At 74.9% G+C, this 12,237-nt stretch carries 10 protein-coding genes and 1 pseudogene; 4 read left to right on the forward strand and 7 right to left on the reverse strand.

Translation table 11 applies throughout. From position 1 onward, the window contains the following. Nucleotides 1-131: 131 nt before the first annotated feature. Nucleotides 132-794: an SAM-dependent methyltransferase gene (locus IF83_RS0100110; RefSeq protein WP_051722315.1), complete on the forward strand. Its 663-nt coding sequence runs from the start codon at nucleotides 132-134 to the stop codon at nucleotides 792-794. A gap of 41 nt (nucleotides 795-835) precedes the next feature. Next, the gene (locus tag IF83_RS0100115; RefSeq protein WP_030541893.1) at nucleotides 836-1,345 is read left to right on the forward strand and encodes a DinB family protein; all 510 of its coding nucleotides are present in this window, start codon (nucleotides 836-838) and stop codon (nucleotides 1,343-1,345) included. 171 nt (nucleotides 1,346-1,516) lie between these two features. Here IF83_RS0100115 and IF83_RS0100120 read toward each other — a convergent pair whose 3' ends face one another. Next, complete coding sequence (locus IF83_RS0100120; RefSeq protein WP_030541894.1) at nucleotides 1,517-2,935, reverse strand: peptidase C39 family protein; 1,419 nt, start codon at nucleotides 2,933-2,935, stop codon at nucleotides 1,517-1,519. Nucleotides 2,936-3,095: 160 nt separating this feature from the next. Between IF83_RS0100120 and IF83_RS0100125 the strand changes: the two genes are divergently transcribed. Next, nucleotides 3,096-3,758, forward strand: coding sequence for a uridine kinase family protein (locus IF83_RS0100125; RefSeq protein ID WP_394297290.1), 663 nt, complete (start codon nucleotides 3,096-3,098; stop codon nucleotides 3,756-3,758). 472 nt (nucleotides 3,759-4,230) lie between these two features. Continuing rightward, nucleotides 4,231-6,201, forward strand: a complete 1,971-nt coding sequence (locus tag IF83_RS0100130; RefSeq protein ID WP_030541896.1) for an AAA family ATPase — start codon at nucleotides 4,231-4,233, stop codon at nucleotides 6,199-6,201. A 97-nt stretch (nucleotides 6,202-6,298) separates the two neighbouring features. Here the strand turns inward: IF83_RS0100130 and IF83_RS34430 are convergent, their stop codons facing one another. The 6 genes and pseudogenes from IF83_RS34430 to ribH form a co-directional block, all read right to left on the reverse strand. Then, nucleotides 6,299-7,642, reverse strand: coding sequence for a hemolysin family protein (locus IF83_RS34430; protein WP_078843031.1), 1,344 nt, complete (start codon nucleotides 7,640-7,642; stop codon nucleotides 6,299-6,301). 346 nt (nucleotides 7,643-7,988) lie between these two features. Continuing rightward, nucleotides 7,989-9,291: pseudogene (locus IF83_RS0100140) on the reverse strand (hemolysin family protein); the annotation flags it as partial. Between the two features lie 408 nt (nucleotides 9,292-9,699). Beyond that, complete coding sequence (locus tag IF83_RS0100145) at nucleotides 9,700-10,200, reverse strand: PH domain-containing protein (protein WP_051722316.1); 501 nt, start codon at nucleotides 10,198-10,200, stop codon at nucleotides 9,700-9,702. A 97-nt stretch (nucleotides 10,201-10,297) separates the two neighbouring features. Beyond that, complete coding sequence (hisG, locus tag IF83_RS0100150; protein WP_030541900.1) at nucleotides 10,298-11,146, reverse strand: ATP phosphoribosyltransferase; 849 nt, start codon at nucleotides 11,144-11,146, stop codon at nucleotides 10,298-10,300. 199 nt (nucleotides 11,147-11,345) lie between these two features. Next, a complete protein-coding gene (locus IF83_RS0100155) occupies nucleotides 11,346-11,618 on the reverse strand; it encodes a phosphoribosyl-ATP diphosphatase (RefSeq protein WP_030541901.1) in 273 nt (90 codons plus the stop codon). 12 nt (nucleotides 11,619-11,630) lie between these two features. After that, complete coding sequence (gene ribH, locus IF83_RS0100160; protein WP_051722317.1) at nucleotides 11,631-12,167, reverse strand: 6,7-dimethyl-8-ribityllumazine synthase; 537 nt, start codon at nucleotides 12,165-12,167, stop codon at nucleotides 11,631-11,633. Between the last annotated feature and the right edge of the window lie 70 nt (nucleotides 12,168-12,237).

Consider the following 12,237-nt stretch of genomic DNA (forward strand, 5'->3'; position numbering starts at 1 on the left):
GCACACGCGGACTCCCGAACCCCAGCGCGCACCCGGCCCACGTCCCAGGCGCATACCGACCCCCGAAACCCCAGCGCACGCCCGCCCATGTACCCCCCTGGCGCACGCCGATCCCGAAGGAGACACGCCGGATGGACACCACCCGAAACCGCGGCCCGCGGGCCGGCCCGCCCGACGACGGGGCCGAGCTGTTCTGGGAGCAGCACTACGCCACCCGGCGCGCCGCAGGCGAGCGCGTGAACCCCCTGCTCGCCGAGACCGCCGGACCGCTGCGGCCCGGCGCCGCTCTGGACCTGGGCTGCGGCGCGGGCGGCGACACCCTCTGGCTCGCCCGGCGCGGCTGGCGGGTCACCGCCGTGGATCTCTCCCCCACGGCCGTCGAACGGGTGCGGGAGCGTGCCCGTGAACTCGGCGCCGGGGACCGGGTCAACGCCGAACAGCACGACCTGGCCCGGAGTTTCCCGGACGGGGAGTTCGACCTCGTCTCCGCCCAGTACCTGCACACCCCGTTCCCGCTGCCCCGTGAGCAGATCCTCCGGACCGCGGCACACGCCCTGCGGCCCGGCGGCCTGCTGCTGATCGTCGGCCACGGCTCCACCGCGCCCTGGTCCTGGAACCAGGACCCCGGCGTCCGCCACCCCGCCCCCGCCGGGATCGCCGCCGAGCTGGATCTCGACCCCGGGGAGTGGCCGGTCCTGCGCGCGGACATGCCGCGGCGCCGGGCCACCGGACCCGGCGGCGAGACCGCCACCGTCACCGACACCGTCCTCGTTCTGCGGCGGACCGCCGGATGAGCACCCGGCCGCACGGCACATACCGCACCGGAGGAGACACGATGCCCCGTCACCGCCCGCAGGAAGCTCCGGCATCGGCGCGGGACGAGAAACCCCCGCGCACCGGCGCCGACGAGAAAGCCACCCTCCTGGGATTCCTCGACTACGTGCGCGGCGCGGTCGCGGACAAGGCCGCAGGGGTGCCGGAGCCGCAGGTCCGGACCGCCGGAGTGCCCTCGGGGACGAGCCTCCTGGGCCTGGTCAAGCATCTGGCCGCCGTCGAGCGGTTCGCGTTCCTGGGCGAAGAGCCCGACGACTGGAGCCGGACCTGGCGGCCGGTCCCCGAGGAGACGGCCGACGGCGTCCTCGCCGACTACCGGGAGGCCATCGGCCGGGCGAACCAGGTCATCGAGACCTGTACGGACCTGACCCGGCCCGCGCCCCGGCCCCCACACCGGAGGCACGCCCCGTCGATGCGGTGGGTCCTGGTGCACATGATCGAGGAGACCGCCCGGCACGCCGGCCACGCCGACATCCTCCGCGAGCGCATCGACGGCTCCAGCGGACGCTGACCCCGGACCGCCGGCCACGGCGCGGACGCCCGGCGACGCGCGCCGCCGCCGGGACACAGCGGTCCGGTGGCGGCGCGGCGGCGTGGCGGCGCGGCGGCGTGGCGGCGCGGCGGCGTGGCGGCGCGGCGGCGTGGCGGCGTGGCGGCGGCGGAACAGTCGCTCGACCGCGGCTCAGCGGATGCCGAGTGCGGCCAAGGTCCGGCACTGGACGGCCGTGGGCCGGGCGGGCCAGTAGAGGTAGCAGATGCCGCCCGTGCCGCTCGCCTCCTTGCCGGAGGCGTTGTAGCGCTTGGTCCTCAGCCAGATGTTCTCGAACTGGCGGCGCTTGTAGACACGGCGGACCGCGTCGTTGCTGTCGCTCGCCGGGTCGTTGGCGATGACGTCGCCGTCCTCCGTGAAGCCGATGAGGCACATCAGGTGTCCCGCGGTGCCGTAGCCGGCGCCGTCGAGCTCCGGCTCCAGGAAGGACTGGGACGTAATGACCGGGATGCCCGCGCCGATCAGCTTCTCGGCGTCGTTCAGGGAGCCGAGCCGGGTGACGATGCCTTGCATGTCGCGGTACGTCGCGGCGTAGGCGGCGTTGAAGGGCCAGTTGCCGCAGCCGTCGTACTGGTAGTCGAAGGTGTAGCGGGCGGCGTGGCAGACCTGAGGGTCAGCGAACTCCGGATTGACCCAGGCGAGTTGCTTCTTTGTCGGCTTGCGGCCCCAGTACTCGACGACCATCTGGGAGGAGGTGGGGCTGCACCAGGCCTCGCCGCCGTTGTCGTATTCCGGGTACTCGCCGATGTGGATGTTCTGGGAGTAGCGCGGCACCTCCAGTTCGCGGGCGGCCGCCGCGCCGGCCTCCGAGGCCGGGACGGTGAAGCGGTCCGGGATGTCGGAGGCCATCGCACCGAGCCGCCAGACCACCGGGGTGCGGTCGCTGCCCGGCTTGCGGTAGAGGGTGAGCCGCAGCCGGTACGAGGCGAGGCGCAGGTCCCCGGCGGAGCCGTTGACGGAGAAGGTGTCGGTCCAGACGCTGCTCCGGCCGTCCGACTGGTCGTCGACGGAGGTGCGGCGGATGTCGCCGTCGCCCGCGGCCCAGCGGCCCATCACGTACCAGGGAGTGTCGGTGCGGTCGGTGTACGTGCCGCGCAGCTCGACCTGGAGCCAGGTGCCGGCCGGGGTGTGGGCGTTCCAGGAGGGGACCACCTCGTTCGCCGGGACGGAGAGCCGGCGGACCGGGCCGGTCCAGGTGGCGTACTCCCAGGTGGCGGTCTTCCGCGTGTGCGGGTCGGTGTAGTCGGTGCGGCCGGCGGGGCGGGCGATGGCCAGGCCGGGTCTGCGGCCGGGGCGGACGGCGGTGCCCTTGGCGGCGCCGCTCCGCCAGTCCGGAGCGGTGGTCCAGCCGTGGTAGTCCACGCGGGGCACGCCCCTCCCGGCGGTGGTGTCGGACAGGTCCGTGGCGGCGGTATCGGCGCCCGGGCCCGCCGGGATCGCGGAGCCCCGCCCTCCGCCGGGGGCGGCGAAGGCGGCGGGGGCCGCGGCGGCACCCGCCGCCGTGGCGAGGGCGGCGGCCAGGATGGTGCGCCGTGGTGTGGGTGAGGTCATGCGGATTCCCCCAGTCATGGGCCGTTCCGGCCTCGGAGCTGAAGCACGGTCAGGGGCTGCGCGGTCCGCGGACGCGGGCCGGCGCCTCCGCGGGGGTGTTCCACTATCCCCGTCGTGATACCCGCCGACCAGCACTCATGCGCGCATGTCGGCATGATTAATGGTTGATACCACTGGAGGAGCAGCCGGCCCGCGACCCGCTCCGGGCGGGCCGTACCGTGACGGGGTGGACTCCGCCGAGCACTCGGACCTCGCCGCCCTGGCCCGGCGGCTGCGCGCGCTGCCGCCGTCCTGCGGTCCCGTGCGGCTGGTGGCCGTCGACGGCCATGCCGGGTCGGGCAAGAGCACCTTCGCCGGGCGGCTCGCCGCCGCCCTCGGCGGGGCGCCGGTGCTGCGGCTGGACGATCTCGCCACGCACGACGAGCCGTTCGGCTGGACGGACCGGCTCGTCCGCGAGGTCCTCGTCCCGTTCGGCCGCGGCCGGGCCGCCCGCCACCGCGTCTACGACTGGCACCGGAGGCGCTTCGCCGGAGAGCGGGAGCTGCCGCCCGCGCCGGTGGTTCTGCTGGAGGGCGTCGGCGCCGGGCGGCGGGCCCTGCGGCCGTATCTGGCGCTGCTGATCTGGATGGAGACCCCGCGCGACACGGCGTGGGAGCGGGGGCGGCGGCGCGACGGCCCGGAGCTGTCCGCGTTCTGGGACGGCTGGACCCGGTCGGAGCGGGAACACTTCGGATACGACCCCACGCGCCCCCATGCCGATCTTCTGGTACGGCAGCGACCCGAGGGATACCTGTGGTTCAGGAGGCCCCCGGGGACGGAATGACTCCCTCCCGGTTTCACGGAGCGTGACCAAATCCACTCGCTGCGCAGTCCGGCCCCGGTGGAGCCCCCGTGAGGTGGCCGGAAGTCCGCGAACTCGGCTTGACCTGGCGGCCGGACAGGTCTTACGTTCTGAGTGTGCGCCCCTCCGGGGCCGCACCCAGACGCGAAGCCCCCGGTTGTTCCCCCGTGATCGGGGGCTTCGTTCTGCCCTGACACCTCACAAAAGCCGCAAGACGGACAGAAATCCGCCACCGACGATCACACTCGGTGATCGTGCGCCCCCTCCCCCTCGGCGCCCCCCGTGAAGGGCCGATACCGCCCCTCACCTGGGCGGCGCCCTTCGGCGTGCCCTCCCGCCACGGGTACGATGCCAGACGGGAGGAATCGCAAGTCCCTCCCACGGCGCGGTGGTTGAAAGGCTGCGGCCCGGCGTCCGCCGGCCGCCACCACGGGGGCAGTTTGTGGGGGACGCGATGGACTTCGGCATCCGGGGCCGGGACGACTCGCCGGCCGATCTCGCCTGGCTGCGCGCTGTCGACGCGTACACCATGGGGGCCTACGCGCAGGCGGAGGACGAGTTCCGGGCCGCGGTGCGCAGGGACCCGGGGATGGCCGACGCCTGGCTCGGGCTGCACGCCCTGCGCGTGGAGCCGGCGACGGCCCTGCTGCGGATGTACCGCCACCGCGACCGTTTCGGCGAACAGCGCGCCCGTCACCGGCGCAAACTCAACTCCTGGTACTGGCTGGGCTGGTGGGTCCAGCCCGTGCTGGAAAGTCCCCGCGATCTGCTGCTGGCGCACGCCTCGCACTGGCTCGACGGCCGCCACGTCGCCGAGCTGGACCGCGCCCTGGCGGGCTGCCCCCCGGTCGACGCGGACCCGCAGGTGCGCTTCCTGCATGCCTGCCGCGCCTATCTCGTCAAGGACTGGGAGCTGCTCATCCGGCACACCGGCCCGCTCCTCGACGACCCGCTGCTCGGCATCGAGGCCGGCCTCTTCGGCGGCATGGCCCGGGTCCGCCTGGAGATGTACGGGCAGGCCGAACCGCTGCTCTCGGCGGCCCTGATGCGCTGCCGCAGCGAGCAGCCGCAGCGCAAGGAACTGCGCTACTGGCTGGCCCGCGCCCGCGAGGGCACCGGCCGCAGCGCCGCCGCCCTCCCCCTCTACCGGGCCGTGCACCGGGTGGACCCGGCCTTCATGGACACCGCCGCCCGGCTGGCCGCGATATCCGACGGCGACGGCCTGGAGGCGGGCGACCTGGCGGCCGTCTCCCTCGCCGGGACCGGCGGCCAGGACCTCCTGGACGCCATGGCGGACCCCGACGGCTACGGCTCCGACCCGCCCGCCGACCCCGGACGCGACTTCCCGCCCGCCGCCTCATCCGCACCGTCCGCACCGTCCACCCCGTCCGCTCCCACGGCTCCCGGCCAGGACCCGGCGGGCGACCTCGACGGGCCCCTGTCCGGCCCGGCCCCCCTCGACGCCGACGGCATCCGCGAGAAGGCGGTCCTGCCGGTCCAGCCCCGCCCCGCCTCCCCGCTGCCGGACGGGCCGCCCGACCCCGTCCTGCTGGCCCAAGCCCTGGACGAACTCGAACGGATGGTCGGGCTGGAGCCGGTGAAACGGCAGGTGCGGGCGCTCTCCGCGCAGCTGCACATGGCGCGGCTGCGCGCCGGTGAGGGGCTGCCGGTCCAGCCGCCCAAGCGGCACTTCGTCTTCTCCGGCCCCTCCGGCACCGGCAAGACCACGGTCGCCCGCATCCTCGGCCGCGTCTTCTACGCCCTCGGCCTGCTCGGCGGCGACCATCTGGTGGAAGCCCAACGCGCCGACATGGTCGGCGAGTTCCTGGGCCAGACGGCCGTCAAGGCCAATGAGCTGATCGACTCCGCGCTCGGCGGGGTGCTCTTCGTCGACGAGGCGTACAGCCTCTCCAACTCCGGCTACAGCAAGGGCGACGCCTACGGCGACGAGGCCCTGCAGGTACTCCTCAAGCGCGCCGAGGACAACCGCGACCGCCTCGTCGTCATCCTCGCCGGCTACCCCGAGGGCATGGACCGGCTGCTCGCCGCCAACCCCGGCCTCGGTTCCCGCTTCACCACCCGCGTCGACTTCCCCAGCTACCGGCCCCTGGAGCTGACGCGGATCGGCGAGGTGCTGGCCGCCGAGAACGGCGACTGCTGGGACGAGGAATCCGTCGAGGAACTGCGCAGTATCTGCGGCCACGTGGTCGACCAGGGCTGGATCGACGAGCTCGGCAACGGCCGCTTCCTGCGCACCCTGTACGAGAAGAGCTGCGCCTACCGCGACCTGCGGCTCGCGGGCTACACCGGCACCCCGACCCGCGAGGACCTGGCCACGCTGCGGCTGCCGGACCTGATGCAGGCCTACGGCGAGGTCCTGTCGGGCCGGGGCCCCCTCGGCCCCGGCCCGCAGTCCCCCCTCTGAAACCACCGCGGACGCGCCGGCGCGTCCGCGCGGACCCGCACTGCCTTGCACCCGCACCGCCTGTACGGGGCACGCGAGTTGGCGCCCCGTGGCGCTGTCATCCCCGGACGGACGCCTCCCGGGCGGGGGCCCGCTCCGGGCGCCGGGTGACGACGCGGGCTCCCCGCTGGGCCGTGAGACGGCGGGAGCGGTGCGCGGGGTCGTGCACCTCGCCGACCAGGGTCTCCAGGACGTCCTCCAGCGCGACCAGGCCCAGGACCCGACCGGAGGCGTCCGCGACCTGGGCGAGATGGGCCGCGGACCGGCGCATCGCGGTCAGCGCGTCGTCGAGCGGGGTCTCCGCGCGGAGCACCGGCATGGGGCGCAGCGCGTGGCGGGGCAGCGCCTCGCCGGTCCGGAGCGTGCCGTCGCCGTCCCCGGCCGGACTCTCCGCCGCCGGGCCGTCCCCGGCCGCTCTCTCCCCCGCCGGACCGTCACCGGCCGGGCTTTGACCGGCCGGCGCCTCCCCCGCCGGCGTGCCCACCGAGGGCCCGGTGCCGTCCCGGCCCGGCGGGCGTCCGGGGACGGGGGCCGGGACCCCGCGGGCCTCACGGGCCTCGGGTTCGTCCGAGTCCAGGACGTCCTTGACGTGGACGTAGCCCAGGAAGCCGGCGCCCGTTCCGGTCCCGGTCCCGGCTCCGTCGCGTACGGGGAAGCGGGAGAAGCCGGTGCGCACGGTCAGCCGCTCGATCTCCCGGGCGGTCGCGCCGGGGCCGACCGTGACGAGGGCCGCCGGATCGAGCAGCACCTCGGTCACCGGTCTGCTGCCCATGTCCAGCGCGTCGGCCAGCCGTTCCTGCTCCTCCGGGGCGAGCAGACCCGCCTCGTGGGAGTCCGCGACGAGGCGGCTCAGCTGTTCGCTGGTGAAAACGGCCTCGACCTCGTCCTTGGGCTCCACCCGGAAGAGCCGGAGCACCAGGTGCGCGCAGGCGCCGAAGAGGGCCGTCACCGGACGGCACAGCCGGGCGAAGGCGACCAGGGCCGGGGCCAGCCGCAGCGCGGTCCGCTCGGGGGCGGCCATGGCGAGGTTCTTCGGCACCATCTCCCCCACGACGAGGTGGAGGAAGACGACCAGGGCCAGGGCGATGGCGTAGCCGAGCGGGTGCACCAGCGGCTCGGGCAGCCGGACGGCGTGGAAGACGGGCTCCAGCAGCCGGGCCACGGTCGGCTCGGCGACGGCGCCGAGGGTCAGCGAACAGACCGTGATGCCGAACTGGGCGGCGGCCATCATCTGCGGCAGGTTCTCCAGCCCCGTCAGCACGGTGCGTGCGCGGGCCGAGCCGGCGGCGGCGAGCGGCTCGATCTGGCTGCGGCGTACGGACACCAGGGCGAACTCGGCGCCCACGAAGAAGCCGTTGCCGAGCACGAGCACGGCGGCGAAGAGGAGTTGGAGCAGGCTCATCGCGGGCCTCCCGCCCGTACCGGTCCGGCGGCACGGGCCGTGCCGGCCGGCCGCGCGGTCTCCGGGGCGCGCCGGCCGGTCCCGGTCCGTTCCGTGGCCGACGGGGCCGGCGGGGCCGCCCGGTCCGTGCCGCGGACCAGCGTGCCCGTGGCCGCCGGGCCCGCGGTGGCCGCGCCGGCGCGGCGGCCCCGGGCGGCGGGTGCCGCGGCCGGCCCGGCATGCGCCGGCACGCCGCGTGCCGCGGCCGCCTCCGCGGCCGTGCCGCGGTGCGGTGGCGGAGCGGCCGCGGCGGAGTCCGGCGTGCCCCGGCCGCACGCGCCTGCCGTGCCGTCCCGGCCACGCGCGCCGGCCGTCCGTACCAGCCGCACCGTCTCGGCCCGGTGGTGGCGGACCCGGTGCACCCGCAGCCGCCAGCCGGGGAGTTCGGCGGTGTCCCCGACGGCCGGGATCCGGCCGAGGAGGTCGGCGACGAGTCCGGCCACGGTCTCGTACGGCCCGTCGGGCGCCGCCAGCCCGACGGTCCGCAGCGCGTCGATCCGGCAGCCGCCGTCGGCGTCCCACGCGGGCCGGCCCTCCTCGGCCGGGGCGGGGGCCAGTTCGGGCCGTCCGGCGGCGTCGTGCTCGTCGCGCACCTCGCCGACCAGTTCCTCGACGATGTCCTCCAGGGTGACGACCCCGGCCGTGCCGCCGTACTCGTCGACGACGACGGCGATCGGCTGCTCCCGGCGCAGCCGCTCCAGCAGCCGCTGCACGGGCAGGGTCTCCGGCACCATCAGCGGCGGCACACTGACGCGCACGACCGGCGTGCGCAACCGCTCGTGCGCCGGTATGGCGAGGGCGTCCTTCAGGTGGACCATGCCGACGACCTCGTCCAGCCGCTCCCGGTAGACGGGGAAGCGGGAGAGCCCGGTGGCCCGGGTGAGGTTGACGACGTCCGCCGCGGTGGCCGAGTCCTGCAGCGCGGCGACCCGCACCCGCGGGGTCATGACGTGCTGCGCGGAGAGCCCGGCCAGCGACAGGGTGCGGACGAACAGGTCCGCGGTGTCCTGCTCCAACGCCCCGGCGCGGGCCGAGTGCCGGGCGAGGGAGACCAGTTCACCGGGCGTGCGGGCGGATTCCAGGACGTCGGTCGGCTCCACGCCCATACCGCGGACGAGCCGGTTGGCCACCCCATTGAGCAGGGCGATGACTGGCCGGAAGAGGGACGCGAAGGCGTACTGCGGTCCGGCGACGAACCGGGCGACCGCGAAGGGCCGCGACACCGCCCAGTTCTTCGGGACGAGTTCGCCGACGACCATCTGCAGGGCCGAGGCGGCGAGGACGCCGGTGACCACGGCCACGCCCGGCACGGCGCCCGGGGGCAGTCCGGCGGCGGTGAGCGGGCCGGTCAGCAGCCGGGCCAGCGCGGGCTCCGCGAGCATGCCCACCACCAGGGAGGTGAGGGTGATGCCGAGTTGCGTGCCGGAGAGCTGGAAGGAGAGCTCGCGCAGGGCCTTGACGACGGTGCGGGCGCGCGGGTCGCCCTCGGCGGCGGCCCGTTCGGCGTCCGCGCGTTCGACGGTGACAAGACTGAACTCGGCCGCCACGAAGAAGCCGTTGGCGAGAATCAGCAGCAGGGCCGCGGCGAGCAGGAGAAGGGGAACGATCATGCCGCCGCCTCCGGCGAGAGGGCGGCGCGGGTACTACAGGACGAACCGTCCATCGGCTAAGGAATTCACTCCTCGGCTCGCAGGTGCCCCGCGGGGCACGCACGCTGCCGCGGTGCCCGTCCGGTGCGGGGCGGGGCGCGTGTCGCGCCGCCACGGCACAGGGTAATCACTGCTCCGGGGCCTGCGAAGACGCACGGACGGGCGATCCGGGGTTTCCCCGGGGGTGTGCCCTGGTGCCGGACGCGGGGGCCCCGGGGGTGGGCGGTGTTCCGTTCGGCCCGCCCGGTGCCGTTCCGTCCGCCCGGTCCACACGGTCCCGGCCGGTCCGCCCGGCCCCGTGCCCCTGCCTGGTCGGACCCGTCCCTCCGGTCCGGGCCCGTCCCGTCCGTCCCGTACCGCCCGGTCCGCTCAGTCCGTCGGGGCCGCCCGGCGGCCGGTGCCGTGGTGGTCGGCGAGGGCCCGCAGCGCCCGGGCGTCGGCTATCGCCTTGTCCCGGGCGATGCCGGGCTGGATGCCCATCGCGGGCAGATGGGTGCCGTCGGCGAGATCCAGATGGACCCACGGGTCTCCGGGACGCAGGTTGACGCGGAGCACCTCCGCCCAGGAGAGGCGGCGCCGGGCAGTCAGGTTGACCACGGTGATGCCCTCCTCGTCCGCGTCGATGTGCGGACGGCTGAGCAGCACCATGACGCCGAGGCCGAGCAGTCCGGTGAGGATGAAGGTGGAGCGCTCGGTGAGGCTCAGGCTCGGCAGCACCAGGGCGAGGACCGTCAGGGTGGCGAGCACCGCCGCCCCCGCGCCGAGCAGGATCACCCGGGTGCGCGTCGGCCGGAAGGTGACGGGCAGCGCGGGCAGGCCGTCCGGGCCGGGCCGGCCGGCGGGCTCCCCGCCGGGGGTGGAGGGGGACACGGGGTCTCCGGGGGTTCGGGCCCGCCGCCCGGGGCCGCCCCGGCCGGCCGATGTGCGCGGCGGGGCGGGGCCGCCCGGGCGGGCGCGGGCGGTGGTTCTACAGGCGGCAGGCGTGGATGCCGGTGGTGAGGATGGCCCGGGCACCGAGGTCGTACAGCTCGTCCATGATCCGCTGGGCGTCCTGGGAGGGGACCATCGAACGGACGGCGACCCAGCCCTCGTGGTGCAGCGGGGAGACGGTCGGCGACTCCAGGCCGGGGGTGAGGGCGACGGCGCGCTCCACCTGCTCGACGCGGATGTCGTAGTCCATCATCACGTAGCGGCGGGCGACGAGGACGCCGTGCATGCGGCGGAGGAACTGCCGCACCTTCGGCTCCTCGCCGTCCTCGCCGGTGCGGCGGATCACGACGGCCTCGGAGCGGAGGATCGGCTCGCCGATGATCTCCAGACCGGCGTTGCGGAGGGTGGTGCCCGTCTCCACGACATCGGCGATGATCTCGGCGACGCCGAGCTGGATGGCGGTCTCGACGGCGCCGTCGAGGCGGACGACGGAGGCGTCCACGCCGTGGTCGGCGAGGTGCTTCGTGACGAGCCCGGCGAACGAGGTGGCGACGGTCATGCCGCCGAACTCGCCGACCTCCTTGGCGGTGCCGGGGCGGGTGGCGTAACGGAAGGTGGAGCCGGCGAAGCCGAGCTGCATGATCTCCTCCGCGTCCGCGCCCGAGTCGAGCAGCAGGTCGCGGCCGGTGATGCCGATGTCGAGCCGGCCGGAGCCGACGTAGACGGCGATGTCGCGGGGGCGGAGGAAGAAGAACTCGACGTCGTTGTCGGAGTCCACCAGGACCAGCTCGCGGCGGTCCTTGCGCTGCTTGTAACCGGCCTCCTGGAGCATCTCCGACGCAGGCTCGCTGAGAGCACCCTTGTTGGGGACGGCGATGCGCAGCATGAGGCGTTCCTTCGCTTCTTCGGGGCGGCGGGTCTTCGGGGCGGGGCGGCGTTCTTCGGGGCGTTCACCCACTGGACGCGGATGTCCGGCGGGTGTCCGGCGGAGGTGTCCAACCGGTCGCGTCGAACGGGTATTTCGAGCTGCCGCCGCGGGCGGCGGCCGCGGCGCCGGGGAGGGCGGGCCCCCGGCGCGGCGCCGCTCAGAGGTGAGCGTATACGTCGTCCAGGGAGATGCCCCGGGCGACCATCATGACCTGCAGATGGTAGAGGAGCTGCGAGATCTCCTCGGCGGTGCGGTCGCTGCCCTCGTGCTCGGCGGCCATCCACACCTCGGCCGCCTCCTCGACGACCTTCTTGCCGATGCTGTGCACGCCCTGCGCGACCAGTTCGGCGGTGCGGGAGGTAGCGGGGTCGCCGGTGGCGGCCTTGTGGCGGAGCTCGGTGAAGAGCTCCTCGAATGTCTTGTTCGCCATGGTGCCTACAACTTACCGGTTCGCGTCCCCCGCCTGCCCGGCGCCTCGGTGCGGCGTCGCGGTGCGGCGCCACGGTTCGGCGACGGAGCGCAGCGTGGTGGCGGTGGCGACAGCGGCCATCACGGCCTCGTGGCCCTTGTCCTCGCGGCTGCCCTCCAGGCCGGCCCGGTCCAGGGCCTGCTCCTCGGTGTCGCAGGTGAGCACGCCGAAGCCGACCGGCACGCCCGTGTCGACGGAGACCTGGGTGAGGCCCTGGGCCACGCCCTGGCAGACGTATTCGAAGTGCGGGGTGCCGCCCCGGATGACGACGCCGAGGGCCACGATGGCGTCGTAGCCGCGGCCCGCCAGCACCTTGGCGACGACCGGCAGTTCGAAGCTGCCGGGGACGCGGAGCACGGTGGGCTCCTCGATGCCCAGCTCGCCGAGGGCGCGCAGGGCGCCGTTCATCAGGCCGTCCATCACCTGCTCGTGCCAATGGGCGGCGATCACGGCCACGCGCAGATCGCCGGAGTCCTGCACGGACAGTTCGGGGGCACCCTTACCGCTCACGTCTGTTGTCTTCCCTCGCGTCGTGCCCGCCGGGGCGGGCGTGCTGCCTGTTACGTGTTGCCTGTTGTCG

Source organism: Streptomyces albus subsp. albus, from assembly GCF_000719865.1.
GTDB lineage: Bacteria > Actinomycetota > Actinomycetes > Streptomycetales > Streptomycetaceae > Streptomyces > Streptomyces albus_E.

Excerpts from the sequence above, each read along its gene's own strand:
- IF83_RS0100110 (WP_051722315.1), top strand. The coding sequence starts at position 132 with ATGGACACCACCCGAAACCGCGGCCCGCGGGCCGGCCCGCCCGACGAC.
- IF83_RS0100115 (WP_030541893.1), top strand. The coding sequence starts at position 836 with ATGCCCCGTCACCGCCCGCAGGAAGCTCCGGCATCGGCGCGGGACGAG.
- IF83_RS0100120 (WP_030541894.1), bottom strand. The coding sequence starts at position 2,935 with ATGACCTCACCCACACCACGGCGCACCATCCTGGCCGCCGCCCTCGCC.
- IF83_RS0100125 (WP_394297290.1), top strand. The coding sequence starts at position 3,096 with ATGGTTGATACCACTGGAGGAGCAGCCGGCCCGCGACCCGCTCCGGGC.
- IF83_RS0100130 (WP_030541896.1), top strand. The coding sequence starts at position 4,231 with ATGGACTTCGGCATCCGGGGCCGGGACGACTCGCCGGCCGATCTCGCC.
- IF83_RS34430 (WP_078843031.1), bottom strand. The coding sequence starts at position 7,642 with ATGAGCCTGCTCCAACTCCTCTTCGCCGCCGTGCTCGTGCTCGGCAAC.
- hisG (WP_030541900.1), bottom strand. The coding sequence starts at position 11,146 with ATGCTGCGCATCGCCGTCCCCAACAAGGGTGCTCTCAGCGAGCCTGCG.
- IF83_RS0100155 (WP_030541901.1), bottom strand. The coding sequence starts at position 11,618 with ATGGCGAACAAGACATTCGAGGAGCTCTTCACCGAGCTCCGCCACAAG.